The following is a 22,277-nucleotide window of genomic DNA, read 5'->3' as shown; positions in this document are numbered from 1 at the left end:
GGTTCAGTCGGGCATGGTGTGGGTGACCAGGAGAGCCGCCAGGAGGCCTAGAGCGGTCGCGATGCCCGCCATGTGATGGTCGCGGCGGTAGGCCTTGGGAAAGATCTCGGTGGCGAGCGATGCGATGACCGCGCCTCCCGCGAAGACATGCATCAGCGCGAGATACTCTTCCGGCGCACCGTGAAACAGCAGGTTTCCGGCTACCGTAGCCACGACCAGGACCAGTGCCGTGCCGAACCATAGCGCCAGGATGCGGCCGCGCCGCCAGCCCATTGCGCGCATCCCCTTGGCGCCGCTGGCGCCTTCGGGCAAGTTGGAGAGAAAGATAGCGGTGGCGAGGCCTGCGACCTCCCAAGCGCCGGCGCCGATCAGCATCACTCCCAGTGCGACGTTCTCCGGCACCCCGTCGAGGGTGACTGCGGCCAGAAGGCCGACGCCGCCCTCATCCCCCCAGCGTTCGTCGATGAGATAGTCGATGAGGGCGAAAGTTCCCGCCCCGATCAACAGCGCCAATCCCGTCGCGGTCAGGCTAATGAATTCGCGAGCGGGCACGATCAGCTCGAGCACCGCGGAGAACATCAGTGCGCCGCCGCCCGCGGCCAGGACAAACCCCTCGGTACGGTCGCCGAAGCGACCGTACAGTCCCCACAGTGCGCCCAGAACAAGCGCCAGGGAGACGGCAGCGGCGACGGCAAGCAGAGTCACGGAATGCGGCCCCAATGATGGGATGGATGCGGGTATCGGAAAGGTGGGAGCAGTCCAGCTACTCCCCAACCTTCTTCCCCTTCGGCAACGGTTTCCAGCGCACGGCCTGCAGGGTGTAGCGGCGGCCGGTGGGGCGGCCCACACGGCTGAGCTGGCCGTCGCCGGCCAGGGTGACGATGGTGCCATCCTTCAGCACCACCGAGCCGGAGTAGCCGTGGCCCCGGGTGAGCTTGTAGAGCTCGGGTTCCCAGGTTTGGCCCTCATCCCAACTGACCCGGGCCAGCATGGCGCCCCCGTCGGCGTAGGGGTAGCGGTTCTCGAAGGTGGCCACCACGCCGCCTCCCGGCAGAGCGACCAGGTCTCCGTGAGCCTGGCCGTACATGCGGGTGAGGGGGCGATGGCTGTGCCAGGTGCGTCCCCCATCGTCCGAGTTGGCCAACTGCACCGTCTTGCTGTCGTGTTTCCCGCTTTCGTTGCGAAAGGCTGCCAACATCCGCCGGCCGCCCAGGTGCAGGAAGCCGGTTTCGGCGACCCGGGGTACGACGGAGTCCAGCTTCCAGGTCTTTCCGTTGTCGGTGCTGCGGAAGATAACCATGCCGCCTTCGCGCTTGACACTCGGGTCCAGCGATCCTCCGTATCCATCCAGATTGGCCAGCAGCTCACCTCCGCCCAGGCTGACGATGTGATTGCCGTCGCCCCCGGCTTTCTTGAAGGCATGTTTCAGGGGATCGCTGGCTTGCCAGGTCCGGCCGCCGTCGCTGGATCGGGAGATGACCTCCGGGTAGGTGGGGTTCTCCGACTCGGGGTCGATGGGGAGCAGTCCCCGGTGAGCGTGGGCCAGAAAGATGTATTCGTCGTTGCCTCCGAAGGCGGCGGTGCTGACCGGTTGTCCCTCCCGGGCGCCGGCAAGGTTGTCCAGCTTCCTTCCCTGCCAGCTTCGGCCTGCGTCGGTGGAACGGTAGAGGTAGCGGCCGAAGGCGGCGTGGATGGTACCGTCGCCGGTCCGGCTGACTCGCCCCGTCAGCTTCCAGGGCGAGTTGGGAACCGGCAGTCGCAGCCGCTGGGCGGGCAGCGTTCCCAGCTTGCGATAGACGGCTCGCATGGCTCCCAGGGTGGTCAGGGGCGAATCCAGCGCCCACTTGCCGGCCGGCTGCCAATAGGGATCGGCCTCCAGCACCTCGATCGGATAGTCGAGCGACGGGTCCTCACGGCTCTCGAAGATTTGAGCCTGGACGGGGGAGGCGGCAACGGTGAAGACCAGTGCGCCAAGGAGAATAGCAAGGGTTATTTGGTGTCTCATGGGCGAACATTTTTCAGAATGTGGCGATATTGTCAAGTGAGGGAGTGGGGAAGGGGAGGCAGAGCCAGGGTGTGGCCCCGCTTTACCCCCCGCCGCGTCAGCCTTCGCTTGGCGGCTCGGCTTCGGTGATCCCCCCGGGAGCGCGGGCGTCCCTCCCGCCCAAAGCCTGGCACAGCCTCGGCCATCTTTGCCCATTGCGATCAACCGGGAACGGCACCCTGGCTTTCCGTCGGCCTGGCGGTTGCCGACCAGGCCGACCTGGTGGCTGGCTGAAGCATCGCAGGGAACCAGCGGAGGCCAAGGACATAAGGATGCGGGCGGGACGCCCGCGCTCCCGGGGGGCTTAGAACCGGAACACGGCCAGCACGGGGAGGTGGTCGCTAGCGGCGATGCTTTCGGGGTCGTTGGGGTCGAGGGCGGCCGCTCCGCGAGCCACGATTTCGATGGACTCCAGGCGGTCGGCGATGTCGGGCGTGCAGAAGATGTAGTCGATGCCGCCCCGGGTGCGGTCTCCCTTGAGGCTGGTGGCGGTATGGGGCAGGCCCAGGTGGACGAATCCATCCACCAGGCCCATCTCGTGGAATCGCTTGTAGAGGCCGTGGGTCCGCTGAATGTTCCAGTCGCCCATCCAGATCATGGGACGTTTCAGGGCTCGGTCCAGGCGGCAGACTTCCTCGATGAGGTCCATCTCGGCGTCCGGCGCCGGATCGTAGTGTCCACCGTAGATCAGGATCTCCTGTCCTCCCGGCAGGCGAACCAGTGAACGCCCCAGAAACCGCTTCACGACCACTTGGCCCTCCATCTCCAGGAAGGTCAGATTCAGGTTGTCCAGCAGCGGGTATCGACTCAGGGTGGCGCCGGCGCAGTGCTTGTGGTGGGAGGCCGGGAAGAAGCTGGCCAGGTATCCCAGTCGTTCGATCAGCCGGAGCTGCAGGGGCTTGTCATAGTCACATTCCTGCAGGGATGCCAGGTGGGCGTCCAGCATCCCCAGGGTCCTGAGCTGGATATCCAGCTTTTCTTGGGGGTCGCTCTTCCAGCGCGCCGTTCCAAGGTCCTCCGGGTAGCCTCTGAAGTTGTGAATGTTGAAGGTCAACACCCGAAGCCGGAGCCCGGTGTCGCGGGCCTCGACCGGCGGTGGCGGCAGGGTGGCGTTGTGGGCCTGCAGGGCTTCCAGGGTCTTGATGACAGTGCCGCTCATGCTGAGCCACTTCCGCTCGCTTTCCGTCTGGTCGGTTCCGGCCGCAATGGCCGACAGGGCGATCAGGAGGACGAGCAGCAGAGCCAATGCTTTGTTGTTCATGGGATCAAGACTCCGGAGCGCAATCGATGGCCCTGCCCCCTAACGTCGCTGGGGGGTGGGGAGGGGTTGGTCAAGCCCTGATGGAGTACGGCGAGCGTTTTTCGTGAAACCGGGCCAGCTTCAGGTAAAAGACAAGCAGCAGTGCGGAATACGTCAAGGGGTACAGAACCAGTATAAACAGCGTGCCGGCCAGATCCATACGCGGCGGGGTCAGGAACAAGATGGCCACAAGCGCTATCGGCACAGCGGCCAGCAGCATGGCCATCGTCATGATAGCCACAGCCCTGTTGGGTGTGATGCGGAGCACCTGTCGGCATCGGGGACATGCGATCTCGGCCTTTTCCAGGGAGCCCAAATTGAATCCCTTCCGGACCACTTGGCGAGGCAATTCATCTTGGCATTTCGGACAGTTGGGTGCCATAAGTCCTCCCAGGGTTCAAGTCTTGGCCGCATCGGTGAGACTATCTGGTCCGCTCCCAGCGGCTGGCGTCGATGCCGGGTCCCTCATTGGCCATGTTGGGAGGTTTGTTCCCCCCTTCGAAGTGCCAGATGCGGGTGTTTGGGTCGCCCATGAGTTCCCGCACGTCGGAGGGCACCTTGGCCAGCTCCTCCGGGTCCCACGGCTTGATCTTGTCGCTGGGTCCGGCCCATGAGGGGCGGTAGGCGAGGCCCAGCATCTCGCGGGCGTAGGTGCCGATGTTGGGGTAGTTCCCGTGAAAGACGTTCTGGTTGATCAACACTGCCGAGCCCGCCCGGCAGGTGACCATGGCCTGCTCGGGATGCGCGTCATAGCGCAGGTAGGGATTGCCGTCATGGTGAAAACTCAGATGGGAGCGCGGCACCACCTTGAAGGCCGACACCTCGGGAGTGAGGTCCTGCAGGTAGTAGAGCACTCGAATCAGGCGGGGGCAGCTCTGCTCGTAGCCAAAAATCTCCGACCCCCAGGGCTGCCCGTCGCAGTGCAGGCTGATTCCGGGATGGCCGGGCTCGGAGCGGGAGTAGTCATAGCTCATGAAGATCAGCTCGGGGCCGCACAGCGCCTTGAGGAAGTCAATGAGCGGCGGATGGGCGATCAGCTCGGTGATAGCTCCGCCCCGGAACTGGATATCCTGGCATCCCCTCTGATAAACGCTGTAGTCGACGTGGAAGGTCTCGAACTTGCCGGTCTCGGCCTGAAGGCGCCGGATGTGGTCGGGGTCCAGCAGGTCGGGGAGGACCAGGTAGCCCTCCACCTCCAGGTGTTCTATGCGTTTCCCCAGGGTCATTCCGGCCCAATCAGTCTCGACGATGCGGTCTTTGCGATCATTTTGTTTGAGCACGTCTCTCAGTTCTCCCGTAGCAATCGAAGAGGTGCGGCAGGCCCGCACCGCGGGCCGCCTGCAGGTCAGCCACAGTTTACCAGATGGTGTTCGTCCGGCAGACTTTCGGTGACTTTTTCAGGGGAGTTTTGAGGGCAGGGATTGGGGTGGGCTGTGGGGTGGCTGTAATCGAACATCGGGGACGATTGCTGTCGCTGCCTTCGCGGCTCAGCACAAGCGCATACTCTATCCACTGTTGCGAGTCGGCGGCAAGGCCAGCCCGCGCCAGGTTTACACCCACTGCTAAGTGCTGCCGCGGCTTCGCCGTTCGTCTCGAACCCCCGGACTGACGCCCGGGGTATCATTCCGCTATTGAGGGGGGAGTCGGCGCGAAAGCCAAGCCCGGATTCCCATCGCACCACGCCCCGGGCGAATCGCACCGCCGTGGTATGATGCCGCCTTCGGGAGCAACGAGGAGGGGCAACAATGGAAACACCGTTGGAGGGGATCAACCGCCGTCAATTCCTGAGCAGCACTGCGGTTATGGCAACCACACCCGCCTGGGTCGGAGCCGCAACGGCGGCTGCCGGCCAGGAGTCGGGGAAGCCGGCAAGCCTGGTGGAGGTTATGGCAGAGCTGGCGCCCCAGGGAGTTTCCCTGAAACCGGGTCCCGGGTTCGCCATGGAGCGGAACGGAGAGATGCTGGACTGGAATCTCGAGTCCCTCGAGTCGGAGTCCGCCGATCTCTGGAAGTTTCGCTACCGCTCCCAGGACGGGCTCGAGGCTGCCGGAAGCCTGCGGTTGGACCGGACCCTGCGAGCGGCCGAATACCGGGTGAAGCTGACCAACACCTCCGACGGGCGTTCCCAGCCCCTGACCCGCCTCTATTCTCTCTTTCTACGGCTGGGCGGAGTCACCGATCCCCGGATCATGGCCTGTTCCGGGGCCGGCAGCGCCTCCTATTTTCCCCACGCCCGCGAGTTCCCTTCGGATGCCTTTCGCCCCCGCTGGATCGAACCCTTCCACTACCGTCCGGTGGAGTTCGCCAGCCACCGGAACCTGAGCGGGTGCCCCACCGGCTCCTGCGAGGTAGCGGTTCCCGTCAAGCAGCGGGGCTTCGGTGAACGCTGGACCGGGTCCTCTTCCCAGGATCTTCCCCTGTTCATGGTCAGCCAGGGCCCCGATTCGGACCAGCCCGGGCTCTTCTTCGGCATTGAATGGTCCACCTTCTGGCAGGCCCGCGTCGCCTATGACGGATCACCCTCCGACGTGAAAATCGAGGTCGGTCCCTTGATCAAGGACCTGGTTCTGGATCCGGGGGAGAGCCTGGACCTTCCGGTGGTCCACCTGGGCTTCTTCGAGATGGGCTTCGAGTCGGGCACCAACGGCTTGCGCCGCTACATTCACCAGCGCCTGACGCCCCACTACCGTGGAAAACCCATGGTGCCGCACGTGGCCTACACGCTCTGGCCCGGCATCAGCGTGACCTACACCGAGGAGGAGCTCCGCCGCCAGGTGGATGCGGCGGCCGAGGCCGGGGTGGAGATGTTCTGCGTGGACGCCGACTGGTACAAGGGAGGGCATTCCCGGGGCAGGGGCAACTGGGAGGTGGATCCCGAGAAGTTTCCCCGGGGGTTGGAGCCCTTTGCCGACTATGTCCGCTCCAAGGGGATGGGGATGGGACTCTACTTCGAGGCCGTAGCCTTTCCCTGGACCAGGCTGGCCCGGGAACATCCCGAGTTCTTCTACAAGCTTCCCGAGGGGTTCCACCCGCTCAAGTACAACTTCAGCTTGCCCGAGGCCTGCGACCACTGGATCGACCTTGTCGGCGGCTTCGTGGAGCGCTATGACCTGCGCTATATCCGGGCCGATTTCTATACCGATCCCATGCGGGGCGAGGAATCCTTTCACTGGGACCTGGTGGACTCCGACGGTAAAACCCGCTTCGCCCACGTGCGCGGGCTCTATCAGGTGTGGGAAACACTGACCAGCCGGCACCCCCGCCTGATGCTGGAGCTGAACGCCGGGGGCGGCAACGCCATTGATCTGGGCAGCCTGAGGCGTCACCACTGCGCCTGGGCCAACGACATGAGCGGGCATCCCCACTCCTGCCGCATGATCCAGCTCGGAGCCAATGCCTTCATCCCCGCCAATTACATGGGCCTGGCGGTGGGACCCGACCGGGAGGGCCGGGACCACGGTCTGGATGTCGGCTTTCCGGACCAGGCCTTTCTGAGCCGCATGACCGGGCAGATGCTTCTGCACGGCGGGCTGGCCGCCTGGCCGCCGGAAGTATTGCGGCGCGCCAAGCACTGGGTGGGGATTTACAAGAAGATCCGGCCGCTGCTGGTGAAGGACTTCTACCGGTTGCTGTCGGTGCCCAACAGCGAGGCCGATTGGGACGCTGCCCAGTTCTGCGACGGCTCCAACGAAGGAGCCGTTTTCGTCTTCCGTTACCTGGGGCGCCGCCCTCGCCAATCCGTTTTCCTGCAGTCCCTGGACGCCGGCCGCCGCTATCGCCTGCGGGACGAGGGCACCGGAGAAAGCCGGGTCCTGTCGGGGAGTGAGCTGATGCACGGCGGTCTCACGGTTCCGCTGGCTCCCAATTCGGCCAGGTTGTTCTCGTATCGGGCGGTGTGACTGGGGTGGGGCGGTGCGCGGTGGGTCGGTTGAGGGATGGATGCAGCCGCCGCGGCGGAACCGGATTCCTATCCTCCCGTGCCCCCCGGTAGCGCCGCGCCGGGTCCAGCCTCCATCCGGAAGTAATCGAACTCCATGGCTCGCATTCTCATTGCCGGTTGCGGCTACGTGGGGCAGGAATTGGGTCTGCGCCTGGTTCGCGAGGGGCACTTTGTTTGCGGCTTGCGGCGCGGTCCGAGTCGGCTGCCGCCGGGGCTGCGCGGGTTCAGCGCCGATCTCACCCGGCCGGAGACGCTGGGGGACCTGCCCGGGCCCTTCGATGTGGTGTTCTACACGGCCGGGGCCGATCGTCGCTCGGAAGCGGGCTATCGATCGGCCTACCTACAGGGGCTGGGGAACCTGATTGGGGCGCTGCAGGGGCAGAACCCTCCCGTGCGCAGGATATTCTTCACCTCCAGCACGGCGGTCTACGGCCAGTCCAGCGGCGAATGGATAGACGAGGATTCAGCGGCCGAGGCCCGCCACTTCCGGGGGCGGTTGCTCAGAGAGGCCGAACAGGTGTTGCTGGAAAGCCCGATCGCGGGCACCGTAGTTCGGGTCGGAGGGATCTATGGGCCGGGCCGGCAGCGGCTGATCGACAGCGTCCGGCGAGGGGAGGCCTGCTGTTTCGAAGGGCCGCCCCGCTATCTGAACCATGTCCATCGAGACGACTGCTCGGGAGCGCTGGCTCATTTGATGGGGGTCGACAACCCGCGGTCTCTCTACCTGCTGGTGGACCAGGAGCCGGCCGAACAGTGCGGGGTCCTGCGCTGGATCTCGCGGCGGTTGAGGGTTCCGGAGCCGTCCCGGGTGTCCCCGGAGCCAGGCAAGCCCGCCCGGGGCACCAAGCGGTGTCGCAACACCCGGTTGCTGGATTCGGGCTACGCCTTTCGATATCCGACCTTTAGGGAAGGGTATGAGGCGTTGATTGCCGGAGCGCCCCATTAAAAGATGTCGAAGCGTTCCTGGGGGAAGAGGGGGTCGCTCTTGATCACCAGGTCTTTCTTCAGGCTCGACTCCAACTCGTCGACGACCGAGGCCTCGGTGGTCTTGAGGGCCTTGGCTACCCTGGGGTGCACGCGGATCGTGATCTCCGGATCTTCGATGGCGCTGGCCATCTTCCGCGCTTCCCCTTGAATCTCGTAACAGACGGTTTGGGGAGATTTCACCATTCCCGACCCGCAGCATTCGGAACAGGGCTCGCACAACGCTTTCAGCAGCGATTGCTTCACCCGCTTGCGGGTAATGGCCACCAGGCCGAAGTCATTGAATTGAAGCACCTTCGAGGGTGACTTGTCCCGCCTCAGAGCCTGCTCCAGCGTCTGGGTCACCTTGAGCCGGTTCTTGCGGTCCTCCATGTCGATGAAGTCGCAAACGATGATGCCTCCCAGGTCGCGCAGCCGCAGTTGACGGGCAATCTCCTTGGCTGCCTCCATATTGGTCTTGGCAATGGTGTCTTCCAGCTTGTTCGACTTGCCCACGTACTTTCCGGTGTTCACGTCGATGGCCACCAGGGCCTCGGCCTGGTCGATGACGATATAGCCTCCCGATTTCAGCCAGACCTTGGAGCGCAGGGCCTTGTCCAGTTCCGCCTGGACCCCGAACTCCTCGAATATGGGTGTCTCCCGGGTGTAGAGCTTGACCTTCTTGACCAGGCTGGGCTGGAATCGGTGGATCAACTCCACGATGGAGGCGTAGGCCAACTCGTTATCCACCCGGATCGCGGAGAATTCGCGGTTGAACTGGTCCCTGAGAATCCGCTGCACCAGGTTCAATTCCCGGTGGATGATGGCGGGGGCGGACTTCTTGTCGGACTGGGTCTTGACCTCCGTCCAGAGGGCCCGAAGAAAACCGATGTCGGCCTTGAATTCGTCCTCTCCCTTGTACTCACCGGCCGTACGAACGATGAACCCGCCCGGCAGATCCCCACGGTTGTCCTGGATGATCCTCCTGAGTCGCTGGCGCTCGTCTCCGGAGCTGATCTTGCGGGAGACTCCGATGTGGTTGACCGTGGGCATGTAGACCAGGTAGCGACCGGGAATGGCTATGTGGGACGTAATCCGCGCTCCCTTGGTCCCCAGCGGCTCCTTGGCGATCTGGACCAGGATCTCCTGACCCTCCTTGAGGAGGTCGGCGATCATGGGTGCGGGGGAGGACGCCTCCCGACGCTGCCGATCCTCGCCGCGATTCTGGGAGCGGCGCCGGTCGGGTGACCGGCGGAAGAACCGTGGCGTGCTGGGACGACTGCGATACTGGGCGTTGGAGGCCCGAGGCCTGGAAGCGGGGCCGGAGGATGTCTTGGCTGCCCCGACCGTTTCGCTTTCAGGTTCGGCGGCCTCTCCTGTCGAGTTCGGATCCTCGGGCTGATTCGGGTCGGATGGGCCTTCGCCGGCGCTTGCGGACGGCCCGTCAGCTGGAGAATCCGGGCTTTCGGCGACCTCGGCCGGAGCCGGTTCCCGAGCCTGGTCCGTCTCGGTCGAGATTGCGTCCTGTTCCTCGGGGCTGTCCACCGCGGTCGAGGCTTCGGCTGCCGCCACCTGTTCCCCGGCGTCATCGTCGGTTGCGGCGGCAGCGGCGCCGGGTTCATCGGCGGCGACCTCCGCGGCCGGCTCGGCGACCTCGGGAGTCGGTTCTCCAGCGGAATCGGTCTCCTCGGCGGCGTCCGATTCCGGTGGCGCCTGCGCGTCCGTTTCCCAGGCAGCTTCAGCTTCCTCGCCCGGTTCCTCGGCCCCCGACTCTGCCTGAGCCGGGCCGGGAGGGGTCTCCTCGGTGGCTGCTTCGGGCTCTTCCGACAGTGTCACCGAGTCCGCGGCTGCCTCGGAAGAGGCTTCCGTTGTCGGCTCGGAGTCGCCGGTGGATGGTCCGGATTCGGCGGTTGTCTCCTCCACTTCGACTGTCACGGATTCGGCGGTCGGCTCTTCCGCTTGGGCGGTCGGTTCCTCCACTTCCGCGGTCCCGGCTTCGCCGTCGGCATGAACCTCCGCTTCAGTGTCCGGGCCCTTCGCTGCTTCAGGGGATGCTGCAGAGGCATCTGCCTCAGCGCTCTCGGTGGCAGCTTGCCTGGAACGCCTTCTGCCCCTTCTACCCTTGAGGGGACGGGACTCGGGCTCGGTTGCAGGGGCCGGCTCTCCTGCCGCGGTAGGTTCGGGCTGGACCGTCGTTTCCTCTGCTGCGGACGGTTCGGACTGAGCGAGGGGCTCGGTTGTTGAGGCTGTCTCGGCTGTCGCAGCCGGTTCGGACTGAACGGTGTCCTGAGGCTCGCCTTCGGGTTCCACCGCCGGGGGCGGCTCGGAAACCGCCGCGTATTTGGCCAGTGTTTCGCCGGGAAGGACGGAAAGGGACTCGGGTGGGCCGGAAACCGAAGCTGGGGGTGGGGGCGGCGCGGGGCTTTCCGCCGCTGCGGCGCTGGGCTCTGAAGGAGCTGCCTCCTGGCGCTTCCCTCGCAAGCGGCCCCGCCTGGCCCTCCGGGGGCGCATGCGACGGTCCGGATGGCGGGCGCCACCGGAGTCTTCTCCGCCCGGTGCGGGTTGCCTGGCGGTTTCGGGACCTGGGGCCTGGTCCGGCTTGGCGACAGGCTCGTCGGCCGTGCCTGCAATCAGGTCATATTCGTCAGTGTCTTCGAAAAAATCGGAGACATAGAGAAAGGCATCGCGTTCCAGGCCGACGTTGACAAAAGCCGACTGCATTCCCGGAAGCACCTTGGTCACTCGACCCTTGCAGATGCTTCCTACGATTCCTTGGTCTCCTTCGCGCTCGATGTGGATTTCAACGACTTCGCCGCCCTCCAGGATGGCGGCCTTGGTTTCTTGTGACGAAGCGGAAACAATAAGCTCCTTCGACATGAGGTACTCCTCCTTGGTGAAACACTGAGGAGCTGTTCGGTGGGGCAGAGGGTGGGTTGTAGAGAGTCGAATGCCCGGGTTGGTGGGGCATACTCGACCCTAGATCGAGCGAGAGTCCTGTCGATCCCATCATGGATCTAATCCTTTGGCCATGCCAATGCCTGGCTTCCGCTGACGAGCAAGTCGGGCTCGCCGGGAACACTACCGTTCAAGCTCTTGGGTGTTTCTCAATAGCCCCGATCCGCTCGACAATCCCTGTCGAGCCGGGATCGAGTTGCAATATTTGGAACAAACGTTGGTAAATTTCAGGGCCGGCTCGGAGCTTCAAACCCGGCCGCCCCAGTTAGCGTCAATAGACCAGAAGTCCGGTCGGAATCCTATTTCCGAGACAGGACACTAGTAAATGTACCGTCTCATTCCGACGTTGATGATCAATCCCAGCAATATGAACGTGGTGAGCATCGAAGACCCTCCATAGCTCAGCAATGGAAGGGGAATACCCGTGATGGGCGCCAAGCCCACCACCATGCCGACGTTCACCAGGATATGGAAAAAGAGCACGCTCACCGACCCCAGCACGAGAAACACTCCAAGCTTGTCGCGCGCGGTCTGTGCAATGCGTATCGAACGCATGATGATCAGAAAGTAGAAAGCCAGAATAATGAACGATCCAGCGAATCCAAGCTCTTCGCCTACGACCGAAAATATGAAGTCGGTATGGCGTTCGGGAAGAAAACCCAGCGCCGTCTGGCTTCCCTGGGTGACTCCCTTCCCCAATAGACCGCCGGAGCCCATGGCTATGCGGGACTGGATCGCCTGGTAACCCTGGCCGCTAGGGTCCCGTTCCGGCTCCAGGAACGTGTAGACACGCTCCTTCTGATACGGCTTGAGACTATACCATCCGGCGGCACTAATCAAGGTCACCACGACAACCCCGGCCAGGATCCACCTGCGGCGGAGCCCTCCAAGCACCAGGCCGACGGCAAGCGGCGGAGCCAGGGTGATGGCCGAACCCAGGTCGGGTTGCAGCAGAATCAGTCCCAGGGGGAGTCCAACCAGAAGGCAGGCCTTGATGATATGGCTGGAGGTGAGGAAGTGGGTGCGGTTCTCGCTCAGGAACCGGGAAAGCGTCAGTACGATTGCCACCTTGGCGAATTCCGCGGGCTGGATCTTGAAGGCGCCCAGCGGAATCCATCCACGCGTGCCGTGTATGGCCGGGGCAATGAACAGGACCAGAAGCAGCGAGAGTACTGCAACCAGGTAGATGTAGGGCACCTGCTGGGACAGGAGTCGATAGTCCAGGCTGACCACCAGGGCGAGGACTACCAGTCCCAGGATGATGTAGTAGAGCTGTTTGACGTAATAGGATTCCGACAGCTCGTATTGGGTGGCGCTGTAGATCTCAACCACGCCCACGGCGGCGATGGCCAGGGCCAGGGACAACATCACCCAGTCACACTGCTTGAGATAGGGCAGGATCTGTTTTGGCAAGTTAGGTCGTTTCTCTGTCTCGGAGGAGCACTAGTCCGCATTTCTCACCAGGCCGCTGACGGCATGACGAAGGGTAGTTTATCTCTCAGTACCTTGATTGGCTCCATGTCAAGGGCTTGGGCATCACAGACGGCGCTGGGCATGCCCTGGCTTGTCCTTTCCCCTTCAGCGCGCACAGGCTCCCTCGACCGTAGTGACCGCTACGCTCTTCGGTCGCGAGCACGCGCTGAAGGAAACAATGCCTGCACCATGATCATGCCCCCTGGTGAGAAATGCGGGCTAGTTCACCCTTTCGGAAGGCAGGGAAAAGGTGATTTGCTCCGAGGAGACCCCGGGTTGAGACTGCTTTTTCTTGTGCTTGTCGAAATAGACCTGGAACATGGCCTGAAGGACAGGCGCCGCACTGGCGCCGCCGCTTCCTCCCTGTTCCACGAAAACGGCAGCCGCAATTTCCGGAAGGTCTCTGGGGGCGAAGCCGACGAACCAGGCGTTGTCCTGGAACGATTCGCCATCCACTTTCAAGCGCGCCCGCCCTTCCCGACTGATGACCTGGGCCGTCCCCGTTTTGCCGCAGACATCGAATCCCTGCACGGCAGCCCGCCGGCCGGTGCCGTACTCGTTGACGACACCCCACAGTCCCTGACTGATGAGCCGTACTGTTCGGGGTTGGAGAGGAGGGTCCGGCTTGAATGCGGCAGGCAAGCGCGTGCCCGCGCGAGTGCGATCCTCGGACGGTACCACGTGGGGCACGTTGTAGACTCCTCCCATGCCCAATCCCCCCAGGGCCCGGGCGAGTTGAATGGGGGTCAGAGAAACCGCCCCCTGGCCGACGGCCACCGAAATGGTTTCTCCGGGATACCAGTTGGCATTGTAGATTCGCCGCTTCCATTCGGGCGAGGGGATGACTCCCGGATTTTCGCCTAGCAGATCGATTCCGGTCTTGTATCCCAATCCCATGGCCTTGGCATGGACCGCAATCTTGTCAATCCCCAGTTTTCGACCCAGGCGATAGAAAAAGACGTTGCAGGAAGACACAATGGCGCTGTGCAGATTGACCTCTCCGTGTCCTTCCTTTTTCCAACAGGCGAAGCGGCGGCCGTAGATCCGCGTGCCCCCGGTACAGTACTCGGTATGGGTCGGGGTCAGTACCCCTTCCTGCAGGCCGGCGACGGCCAGGAATATCTTGAATACCGAACCCGGGGGAAAGCGGCTCTGAATCGCTCGGTTCTGCATGGGTTTTTGGGGATCCAGCAACAGTTGGTCCCACTTCTGCCGGCTGATGCGGGTGGCGAAGCTGTTGGGATCGAACGCGGGGCGGCTCAGCAGGCAGAGCACCTCCCCGGTCTTGGGATCAACGGCGACGGCTGCTCCTGCCTTGTCTCCGAAGGCTCTCTCAGCGGCCCGCTGAATATCGATATCGATGGTCAGGCGCAGGTTGTTTCCGGCGTAGGGCGGGATCAGGTCGATGGTTTCGATCTCGCGGCCGCGACTGTCGACCCGTACCGTCTTTTTCCCGTCCACCCCCCTGAGGATGTGGTCGTAGACCCGTTCCACGCCCTTTTGGCCAACGATGTCGCCGGGTTTGGCCGTGTCTCCGAATATCCCCGATTCCAGTTGATTCTCCGATATCTCGGTCACGTAACCCAGCAGGTGAGCCGCCACCTCGTCTTCAGGATAGTTTCTGATGGGATGGGGAACCACCTGAATGGCCGGAAGCTCCTGGCGGTGGGCCTCGATGAAGGAAATATCGCCGATTCCGGCATCCTCCTTGAGGACCAGGGGCAGGTGCCTGGGCCGGCGTAGCTGCTTCTCGATTTGGGACTTCAGGAAGCCGGGCTCGAACTGGAGGCCCTCCGTCAGGAGATCAAGGGAGGATTCGAGCTCGGAGAGGTCCTTTCGGGTTACGCTGAGAGTATAGGAACGGCGGTTGTTGGCCAGCGGCCTTCCATAGCGATCCAGGATCTTGCCTCGAGGCGCCACCCAGCGGATGGATCGGACCTGATTCTGCTCGGCACGGGCGGCGTAATGGTTGTGGCGCAGGATCTGCACCTTCCACAGTCCGGCCAGCAGCAGCAGGAACCCCAGGATGATCGACACCTGAAGAATCGGGATTCGAGCCTGAGCGGCCTCCTTGTCTTTGTAGAAGTCTCGAAGTTGCATCGATCAGCGTGCTCGTTCTTTCAGGATTCGATCGAAAAGAGTGAAGATCGGCAGCCCCAGGCCGGCGCAAACCAGACCACCCACCAGCAATTGGTCGAACATGAGGCTCTCGTACCGGTCCAGGAAAGCAACCCGCAGGACCCAGGAGAGGGAGCCGGAGACCAGAAAGGCCAGCCCGAGAATGCTGGTGCGCATAATCCAGCCGTCCATCGCAATCATGGTGCCGCCCACGTAGACCAGGATGCACACCGACAGATTACAGAATCCGCTGAGTCCCAGAAGGTGGACGCCCTGACTGTCCTGCAGCAGGCCGACCAGCGCTCCCAGGAAGAGTATCCAGGGCAGGTTGGCTTGGGTCAGCGTCATGTAAACCAGGACGATCAGCGGCAGATTCAACAAGGAAGCGGCATTGGGGAAGAAGTGGGCGGACACGCCTTCAATGACCACCATCCCCGTCAGCAGCAGTACGTCCACCAGGGACTGGATGAGGGATTGCATCATCCGGTCGACTCTTTCTTGAGAATCAGGACCTCTTCAAGTTTTTGCATGCGGGCGGCGATGGCGACCTTGACCTGCTGCAAACCGGTCTGCAAAGAGGTCGCCGACAGCACGCTTCCAACCAGCAGTCCCTTGGGATATATCCGATCCAGTCCCGAGGTGATCACTCGCTCACCGGGTGCAGCCTCTTCGGAGGGGGGGACATAGTGAATGGTGGCCGTCTGTTGGCCCGTGCCCCTCAGGACGCCGGTAGCCCGGCTGGTTTCCAGCAGGATGCCCACGCCGCTGTCCAGGTCGGAGATCAACTGGACCACCGCGCTGTTCCTGGAAACGTGCACGATTCGACCCACCACGCCTTCGGAGTTGATCACCGGGCAATCCCAACTGATCCCCGAGCTGGAACCCTTGTCCACGACTCTGGAGCTGTAACCCATGCGATCGTCTCCGCCGATCACGTTGGCTGCCACGCTGGGTCGGTTCAGAGCGGCCTTGACCAGATCCAAAACCTCCAACCGTTTGAGCCTGTTGACCTCTTCCTTGTAGACCAGGAGGGTTTGCCGGTAATCCTCCACCTCGCTCTTGAGGCGCTCATGCTCCTCCTTGTCGACCCTCAAGCGGACGTAGTCCTCCCATAGCCCGCTCAGGCTGCTGACGCCTCCGACAGCTCCCCTCAGGAAGGGCAGAACGAACTCCATGGCCCAGGTGCGCAAAAGGGGAGTGGAACTGGCCTTCGGGATCTGGGAGGAGAGCAGGGCCAGGTGAGCCGCCAGGGTTACAATGACGATCAGCGCTTCTCTTCGCGACTGGAATAGCGGCTTCATGGATGCCACGCCTCCGGAGGGCTCTCAACCCATGCCGGTTTGTGGTCCGGTCGTGACGTCGTCAGTAGGAGTCGACGGAGATTTTCTTGAGGAGATCGAAATCTCCCAACATTTGTCCCGTACCGCGGACCACGCAGGACAGGGGATCTTCCGCCACGGTGACCGGCAGCCCGGTTTCCTCCCGGATGCACTTGTCCAGGTTCCGAAGCAAGGCGCCTCCTCCGGTCAGGATAAGGCCCTTGTCCACGATGTCGGCCGAGAGTTCGGGAGGGGTTTTTTCCAGCACCGCCCGGATCGCATTGACGATGGCCCCCACGCCCTCCGCCAGAGCTTCACGAATCTCGCCGTCGGTAATGACCACGGTTTTCGGGATTCCCTCGACCAGGTTGCGTCCCTTGATCTCCATGGTGACCGGTTCGTCCAGGGGGTAGGCCGAACCGACTTCGATCTTTATCTGTTCCGCGGTGCGTTCGCCGATCAGCAGGTTGTGCTTGGCTCGGATGTATCGAATGATGGAGTCGTCCAGCTCGTGGCCGGCCAGCCTGACGGAACGACCGTAGACTATCCCGGACAAGGAGATAACGGCGATGTCGGTGGTTCCGCCTCCGATGTCCACCACCAGATTCCCTGAAGGTTCCGAGACCGGCAGCCCTGCCCCGAGCGCCGCCACCATGGCCTGCTCCACCAGGTAGACCTCGCTGGCCTTGGATCTGTAGGCGGAGTCGATGACCGCCCGCTTCTCGACCTGAGTGATTTCCGAGGGAACTCCGATGACGATCCTGGGGTGGACCAGCAACTTGCGGCCATGGGCCTTGCGGATGAAATAGGTCAGCATCCTTTCGGTGATCTTGAAGTCGGCGATGACGCCGTCCTTCAACGGCCGGATGGCAACGATGTTTGCCGGGGTGCGTCCCAGCATGTACTTGGCCTCCCGGCCCACGGCTTCCACCGCACCGTTGGATTCGTTGACGGCCACGATGGAGGGTTCATCGACAACAATTCCCTTGCCCTTGGCGTAAACCAGGGAGTTGGCCGTGCCCAGGTCAATGGCGAGGTCGCTGGAAAAGAGGTGGAAGGCGGTTCGAAAACTCATGCGGTCTACAACTGAAACAGATTCAGGTAGCGTTGGGAAAAATCATGCCTGGACCGCGGACGAAGCGGGCGACAACCCTGTTGCGATTGCCCCAGCATAGCAAAGTTTCCCTTAATTTACAAACACTTAACCGGCACTTGTGCGGGGGATTGCTGTCCGACGTTTGCGGCTCTGGTATAATGGCATTTTTGAGGTTTGTCCGTTGTTGGCATATGGCTGTCGCACTTTTGACGGCTGCTCAACAGGAGAGTGTGAAGACCAATGATCCTGGATCTCATGCGTCGGCGAAAGCGGTTGTTCGCCTGGTTGTTTCTGCCGCTGCTGGTGGTAGGGCTGGTGGCTTACCTGATCCCGGGAGCCGGCATGCAATGGGGGCAAGAGATCGGGGCGCCCTTTGTCGCCCGGGTGGGCGGCGCCGAGATCTCGCCGATGGAACTGAGGGATGCCCTGTTCCGGTTCCTGCGCAGCAGCAACGTGCCCTACGACCGCAAGCTGTTGCGGCAGTTGAGGATCGAACAGCAGATCCTCAATCAGCTCATCAGCCGGGAAATCGTTTTGCAACAGGGACGCCGGCTAGGGGTGGACGCGACATCCGAGGAGATTCAAGAGAAGATCCTGACCGTTCCGGCCTTCCTTGAAGAGGGGAACTTCTTTCTCCAGCGATACAAGGCGATCCTGCGCCAAAACGGACTGACGGTGGAGCAGTTCGAAGAGTCGATTCGTTACGAGATCATGCAGGAGAAACTGCGTGGTCTGGTCACCGAGTATGTGAACGTCTCCGATTGGGAGGCCGAGGAAGACTATCGGCTTCGGAACGAGAAGGCCCGAATCCGCTACGCGGTCGTCGACCCGACTTCGTTCGAGGATTTGGAGTTCATCGCCATGAAAGAAGTCCAGGCCCACTACGAGGAGAACAAGTCAAGCTACCGGCTTCCCGAGCAACGCCAGATCGAGTATCTCCTGGCGGACATCGGCCGGCTCAGGGCTACCTTCGAGCCCACTGCCGAGGAGATGCAGGACTACTACCGCGACAACCGATCCGAGTTTCAGGTTCAGGAACAGGTTCAGGCTTCTCACATTCTGTTCAAGACTGCCGGCGAGTCGCCCGAGTCCGTGCAGAAGATTCGGCAGAAGGCCGAGAAGGTTCTGGAAGAGGCCAAGGCGGGCAAGGATTTTGCCCGATTGGCGCAGCGGCACTCCGAGGACGGTTCGGCCGCGAACGGGGGAGACCTGGGGTTCTTCGGCCGCGGCAGGATGGTGCCTGAATTCGAACGGGCGGCATTCGGCCTGGCCAAGGGTGAGATCAGCAGCCTGGTGACCACCCAGTTTGGATTTCACATCATCAAGGTGCTCGAAAAGCAGGTCGCTCGGACCCAGGCTTTCGAAGAAGTGGAAAATCTCATCAAGTCTTCCATTACCAGCGAGAAGGCCGAGTCGGCGGCAAGAGACCTGGCCGACAAGGCCTACCGGCAAACCAGGAATGAGCGCTCCTTAGAAGACATTGCCAAGGAATTGAATCTGGTGACGGAAACCTCGCCCTTTTTCTCTCCGGGAGCAGCGATTCCCGGCATTGGAAACGCACCGGATCTGTCAACCAGGGTGTTCTCCATGACGGAGGGGGCCGTGAGCGCACCCCAGCGGGTTCCCAACGGATTCGTTCTGGCCCGTCTGGTCCAGGTGAAGCCCTCCCAAGTTCCTGAATTCGAGGAGGTTCGTCGCAGGGTGCAACAGGACGTGAGAACCAGGAAGGGCGATGCTGAGGCTCGATCCAAGGCAGAGGACCTGGTCAAGAGAGTGAAAGCCGGTCGAAAGTTGTCGTCCGCGGCGCGGCGAGACCGAATCGAGGTCAAGCTCAGCGATCCCTTCAGCCGCAATGGCTCCATCCCCGATCTGGGCGCGAGCACCCCGCTGGATGAGTTTGCCTTTTCGGCCAAGGAAGGAGAGGTCAGCGAGCCCATCCAGGTGGGCAGGCGGCTGGTGGTGGCTGTTCTTACCGAGAGGCAGGATATCGATCCGAACCGTTTCGCCACGGAAAAAGAGGAGATACGCAACCGGTTGTTGACCCGTAAGCGGCAGACTGTTTTCGATGCCTTCCTGGAGGGAACCAGGACCCGGATGCAGGAAAAGGGAGAAATCCTGGTGAACCAATCCCGCCTGGACGAAATTTCCGCCCAACTCTGAACCTTGTCGGGAATACACCTGTTTCATCCTGTATCAGCCGTCCCGTCGGATGGGACGGTGGCGCAACTAGGTGAAAAGTGGATAGTGGCGAGTGATTAGTGGATAGTTGTTGGATCCACACGCAAAGCATCTTGGCGGTGTTGGCGCCGTTCTTCAAAGTGTGCTGCCAGGTCATCACGGACTTTCCTGCTCCCGAAAATCTCTACGAAACACTTCTCTGATATACCCCGGTTTCATTCCTAATGAGACTCCCCATCGCATGGGGAGTCGGCGAGACCAGGGCGGAGCCCGCAGTCGAGCCGGAGGGTGGCAGACTCGGCGTCCCGGGAGCGACTACCAGCGGCACGACCGTCAACCCTTTGGGCGTCGGGGGCATCACAACCAGCATTCTCTTGGGAGTCGATCCAGCCATTCGATCAGCAAGGAGGAAGGCCATGCGAATCCTTGAACGGGCAACGTGGTGCCTGACAGCCGTATTACTGATATCACCGGCGAGCTGGGCTGAGGACCGAGGCGCCGGGCGAGAGGCGGCCTTGAGGAGGGCGGTCGGGGGAAGGGAAGCGATGCAGGACCGCGTGAGGGCCATCCGCCTCAGCCGACCCAGTCTTAATGGCACCCTGCAGAAACTGCGCAGCCAATTGCAGCAAGCCAATCAGGAGGGTTCTGGGGACGGCGACTACGACAACTATTCCATCGTGATACCGATGGTCACCAGTGAGGACGGAGCCCGAACCAACGTCGGCCTCAACAACTTCACCCGGTATTCGGTACAGAAGGGTAGGGCCGACCCGAAAGCGAGCGTATTGATTCTACTGTACGATCCATCCGGAAACCTGGACCGAGTCGGTTTCTTTGACGTGCGGTCGAACCAGATGCTTCAGATCAACGATATCTTTAGCCATAGAGATATGGTGCCTGAACCCGGAAGGGGGACGGCAACCACAGGATGGTTGCTGATCTTCTCGGATGAACCCATCACCGCTTGGGCTTCGGTCATTCTGGACCGGGCGGACAACGATCCCGCCATGGAGTTGGCCATCGCGGACCAGATCTTCAAACCCGCAGCTTTCGTAGAGAGCAAGGGTACTCCCTGGAACCCGCTCCTCATTAAGTCCTCGGTCAAGGCGGGATCCTTCAAGTCTCGGTTGGCGGTGGTTAACGTTGGCCAAGGGACGGGAAGCCTCCGGATCAAACTATTCGACCGAAACGGAGCCCTGCAAAAGACTCTTCCTTCCGTCGATGTCCGAGCCAATGGCATGTTTGTAAGCGACGACATTCGCTCGTCGGTGCCCGGCACCTTCGGTCAGATCATCATCGAGGTCGACTACCCCAACCCGGAGCGGATCGAGGGTGAGCCGGTAATTGTGGCCACCTCCCTGGTGGAAAGTACCACCGGTCCCTTCGCCGGGTTCTTTCCGGCCTTTGCCCTGCCCCAACCGGAAACCCCTGCGATCGCCGGAATCTGGGAAGGCGACCTGACCGGGACGATCACGAACGCTGAAATCAAGGTGACGCTCCATCAGGAAAGGGACATGCTGTACGGGGCGCTTGAAATTCTGAGCGGGACCTTCCCCACCATTGACCGGGTATTTCTCATTGAAGGGGAGGTTGTCAACGGAACAATTCTCTTGGAAATTCAAAATTTCTTTGATGCTCCCCCTTCCAGGGATTCTCTTCCCCCCCTTATCGGCTACCGGTTGTTTGCCGAGGAGGTCGACGGGCAAACGATGAGCGGCGATACCATCTACTTTGACGAGATGGACCGATTTGACAAGGGGAATTTCAGGTTGGAACGGATACACGACCTTTACGATCCCAAAGAAACAGAATAGGAGTGCCACCGGCAATCCCACCCTTCGCGGGGAGAACTTCTTTCTCCCCGCCTTTTTCTTCGCCCGCCTTTTCTTCTGCTTGACAACCTGTCTGCTTGCTTACAAGCTTTGGGGCCGGAGGTTTTCAGGCCATGCCCAAAGAGTGTCCCAGTTGTCAGCAGATGCTTGACGACAGTGCAAGCTTGTGCCCCATCTGCGGAGCGCCGGTGGGTCATGTCGATCCCAATCCCAAGCCGGTGAACGTTCCTCTGAACCAATCGTTTTCAGATGCCGAAGAACCTGCCCCCATCGAACCGTCACCGCCGGCAGCGTCCTCGCCACCCCCCTTCCCACCCGCTCCCGGTCCCAGCTTGAACAAGCCGGCCTTGATGGCCGGAGTCATTCTGGGAGTGCTCTCGGCCATGCCCTACGTGAGCACCTGCTGTCTGCTCTGGGTGGCAGGCGGCGGAGTCCTGGCTGTCTACTTTCTCCGGACCGAGACGCCGGGGCTGATTTCGTCCGGGACCGGCGCCAGCCTGGGGCTGCTCACCGGCCTGTTCGGCTCCCTGGTGTGGCAGATCCTGGAGATTCTGGTCAGGTTGGCCTCCGGGCCGGAGGAACTGCGAGATGCTCAGGAACAGATTGGCGCGATCGAAGGGCTCCCCCCCGAGTTTGTGGAGGGCCTGGAGCAGGCGATGGAGTTCTTGAAAGATCCGCTCGACCCTGTATTCATCATCGTCAGCCTGTTGACCAAGTTGATCCTTTGCGGGATTTTTACCACCCTGGGTGGAGTCTTGGGCGCCTATCTGTTCGGGAAAAGCCGCGCCAACCAGTCCTGAAGGTGAATCCGTCCAATTGGTGCCGGCAGCACCCCGAGGGTGGCGGCAGCGGGTGATCGTGGCGTGGGGCGGCGTTTCCTTGGGGAAGCAGTGGGTTCCCGAACGGGTGCTTCCGATTCGCCGCATTCGCGGCTCTGTTGGCGCGGGACCGGAACGACCCCGGGCTGGCGCCCGGGGCTACCCTGAGCCGCAGCTACGCTGCTCTAAAAGGATGGCTCGTAGGGGACGTCTCGCTGGGTACCCCACGTCAACCGCAGCT

Annotated in this window: 16 protein-coding genes; 5 read left to right on the top strand and 11 right to left on the bottom strand. The window is 62.1% G+C overall.

The window, feature by feature from the left end; genetic code table 11:
• Positions 1-3: 3 nt before the first annotated feature.
• The 5 genes from OXI69_15020 to OXI69_15000 all read right to left on the bottom strand — a co-directional run bounded on the left by OXI69_15020 (position 4) and on the right by OXI69_15000 (position 4,624).
• Entirely contained in the window at positions 4-705 is a 702-nt protein-coding gene (locus tag OXI69_15020) for a zinc transporter (protein MDE2667454.1), read from the bottom strand.
• Positions 706-763: 58 nt separating this feature from the next.
• Positions 764-2,005: a sialidase family protein gene (locus tag OXI69_15015; protein MDE2667453.1), complete on the bottom strand. Its 1,242-nt coding sequence runs from the start codon at positions 2,003-2,005 to the stop codon at positions 764-766.
• Positions 2,006-2,348: 343 nt separating this feature from the next.
• Positions 2,349-3,305 carry an endonuclease/exonuclease/phosphatase family protein gene (locus OXI69_15010; protein MDE2667452.1) on the bottom strand — a complete coding sequence of 319 codons (957 nt, stop codon included), beginning with the start codon at positions 3,303-3,305 and terminating at the stop codon, positions 2,349-2,351.
• Between the two features lie 70 nt (positions 3,306-3,375).
• On the bottom strand, positions 3,376-3,576 hold the full coding sequence (locus tag OXI69_15005) for a hypothetical protein (protein ID MDE2667451.1): 201 nt from the start codon (positions 3,574-3,576) through the stop codon (positions 3,376-3,378).
• Between the two features lie 190 nt (positions 3,577-3,766).
• On the bottom strand, positions 3,767-4,624 hold the full coding sequence (locus tag OXI69_15000; protein MDE2667450.1) for a phytanoyl-CoA dioxygenase family protein: 858 nt from the start codon (positions 4,622-4,624) through the stop codon (positions 3,767-3,769).
• A 465-nt stretch (positions 4,625-5,089) separates the two neighbouring features.
• Between OXI69_15000 and OXI69_14995 the strand changes: the two genes are divergently transcribed.
• Positions 5,090-7,243, top strand: coding sequence for an alpha-galactosidase (locus OXI69_14995; protein MDE2667449.1), 2,154 nt, complete (start codon positions 5,090-5,092; stop codon positions 7,241-7,243).
• A 135-nt stretch (positions 7,244-7,378) separates the two neighbouring features.
• The gene (locus OXI69_14990) at positions 7,379-8,230 is read left to right on the top strand and encodes an SDR family oxidoreductase (GenBank protein MDE2667448.1); all 852 of its coding nucleotides are present in this window, start codon (positions 7,379-7,381) and stop codon (positions 8,228-8,230) included.
• On the opposite strand, the gene OXI69_14985 is transcribed toward OXI69_14990, so the two are convergent.
• The 6 genes from OXI69_14985 to OXI69_14960 all read right to left on the bottom strand — a co-directional run bounded on the left by OXI69_14985 (position 8,227) and on the right by OXI69_14960 (position 17,187).
• Positions 8,227-11,124: an Rne/Rng family ribonuclease gene (locus OXI69_14985; GenBank protein ID MDE2667447.1), complete on the bottom strand. Its 2,898-nt coding sequence runs from the start codon at positions 11,122-11,124 to the stop codon at positions 8,227-8,229. The genes OXI69_14990 and OXI69_14985 overlap by 4 nt on opposite strands.
• A 396-nt stretch (positions 11,125-11,520) precedes the next feature.
• Complete coding sequence (gene rodA / locus OXI69_14980; protein ID MDE2667446.1) at positions 11,521-12,615, bottom strand: rod shape-determining protein RodA; 1,095 nt, start codon at positions 12,613-12,615, stop codon at positions 11,521-11,523.
• A gap of 279 nt (positions 12,616-12,894) precedes the next feature.
• Positions 12,895-14,775: a penicillin-binding protein 2 gene (gene mrdA / locus OXI69_14975; GenBank protein ID MDE2667445.1), complete on the bottom strand. Its 1,881-nt coding sequence runs from the start codon at positions 14,773-14,775 to the stop codon at positions 12,895-12,897.
• 3 nt (positions 14,776-14,778) lie between these two features.
• Positions 14,779-15,276, bottom strand: a complete 498-nt coding sequence (locus OXI69_14970; protein ID MDE2667444.1) for a hypothetical protein — start codon at positions 15,274-15,276, stop codon at positions 14,779-14,781.
• Complete coding sequence (locus OXI69_14965; GenBank protein ID MDE2667443.1) at positions 15,273-16,094, bottom strand: rod shape-determining protein MreC; 822 nt, start codon at positions 16,092-16,094, stop codon at positions 15,273-15,275. Before OXI69_14965 ends, OXI69_14970 begins: the two co-directional genes overlap by 4 nt.
• Positions 16,095-16,155: 61 nt before the next feature.
• The gene (locus tag OXI69_14960) at positions 16,156-17,187 is read right to left on the bottom strand and encodes a rod shape-determining protein (GenBank protein MDE2667442.1); all 1,032 of its coding nucleotides are present in this window, start codon (positions 17,185-17,187) and stop codon (positions 16,156-16,158) included.
• A gap of 261 nt (positions 17,188-17,448) precedes the next feature.
• On the opposite strand from OXI69_14960, the gene OXI69_14955 reads away from it, so the two are divergent.
• The 3 genes from OXI69_14955 (at position 17,449) to OXI69_14945 (ending at position 22,018) form a co-directional block, all read left to right on the top strand.
• Entirely contained in the window at positions 17,449-19,368 is a 1,920-nt protein-coding gene (locus OXI69_14955; protein ID MDE2667441.1) for a peptidyl-prolyl cis-trans isomerase, read from the top strand.
• 563 nt (positions 19,369-19,931) lie between these two features.
• Positions 19,932-21,200 carry a hypothetical protein gene (locus OXI69_14950; protein ID MDE2667440.1) on the top strand — a complete coding sequence of 423 codons (1,269 nt, stop codon included), beginning with the start codon at positions 19,932-19,934 and terminating at the stop codon, positions 21,198-21,200.
• A 131-nt stretch (positions 21,201-21,331) separates the two neighbouring features.
• Positions 21,332-22,018 carry a hypothetical protein gene (locus tag OXI69_14945; GenBank protein ID MDE2667439.1) on the top strand — a complete coding sequence of 229 codons (687 nt, stop codon included), beginning with the start codon at positions 21,332-21,334 and terminating at the stop codon, positions 22,016-22,018.
• Positions 22,019-22,277: the final 259 nt, after the last annotated feature.

It is taken from the genome of Acidobacteriota bacterium, from assembly GCA_028875575.1.
GTDB lineage: Bacteria > Acidobacteriota > Terriglobia > Versatilivoradales > Versatilivoraceae > Versatilivorator.
The sequence above is the reverse complement of the archived record's forward strand: the minus strand, read 5'-3'. Positions and strand labels throughout refer to the sequence as shown.

Coding starts and splice junctions, on each gene's coding strand:
- OXI69_15015 (MDE2667453.1), bottom strand. CDS start 2,005: ATGAGACACCAAATAACCCTTGCTATTCTCCTTGGCGCACTGGTCTTC.
- OXI69_15010 (MDE2667452.1), bottom strand. CDS start 3,305: ATGAACAACAAAGCATTGGCTCTGCTGCTCGTCCTCCTGATCGCCCTG.
- OXI69_15005 (MDE2667451.1), bottom strand. CDS start 3,576: ATGACGATGGCCATGCTGCTGGCCGCTGTGCCGATAGCGCTTGTGGCC.
- OXI69_14995 (MDE2667449.1), top strand. CDS start 5,090: ATGGAAACACCGTTGGAGGGGATCAACCGCCGTCAATTCCTGAGCAGC.
- OXI69_14990 (MDE2667448.1), top strand. CDS start 7,379: ATGGCTCGCATTCTCATTGCCGGTTGCGGCTACGTGGGGCAGGAATTG.
- OXI69_14985 (MDE2667447.1), bottom strand. CDS start 11,124: ATGTCGAAGGAGCTTATTGTTTCCGCTTCGTCACAAGAAACCAAGGCC.
- mrdA (MDE2667445.1), bottom strand. CDS start 14,775: ATGCAACTTCGAGACTTCTACAAAGACAAGGAGGCCGCTCAGGCTCGA.
- OXI69_14970 (MDE2667444.1), bottom strand. CDS start 15,276: ATGATGCAATCCCTCATCCAGTCCCTGGTGGACGTACTGCTGCTGACG.
- OXI69_14965 (MDE2667443.1), bottom strand. CDS start 16,094: ATGAAGCCGCTATTCCAGTCGCGAAGAGAAGCGCTGATCGTCATTGTA.
- OXI69_14960 (MDE2667442.1), bottom strand. CDS start 17,187: ATGAGTTTTCGAACCGCCTTCCACCTCTTTTCCAGCGACCTCGCCATT.
- OXI69_14955 (MDE2667441.1), top strand. CDS start 17,449: ATGATCCTGGATCTCATGCGTCGGCGAAAGCGGTTGTTCGCCTGGTTG.
- OXI69_14950 (MDE2667440.1), top strand. CDS start 19,932: ATGCAGGACCGCGTGAGGGCCATCCGCCTCAGCCGACCCAGTCTTAAT.
- OXI69_14945 (MDE2667439.1), top strand. CDS start 21,332: ATGCCCAAAGAGTGTCCCAGTTGTCAGCAGATGCTTGACGACAGTGCA.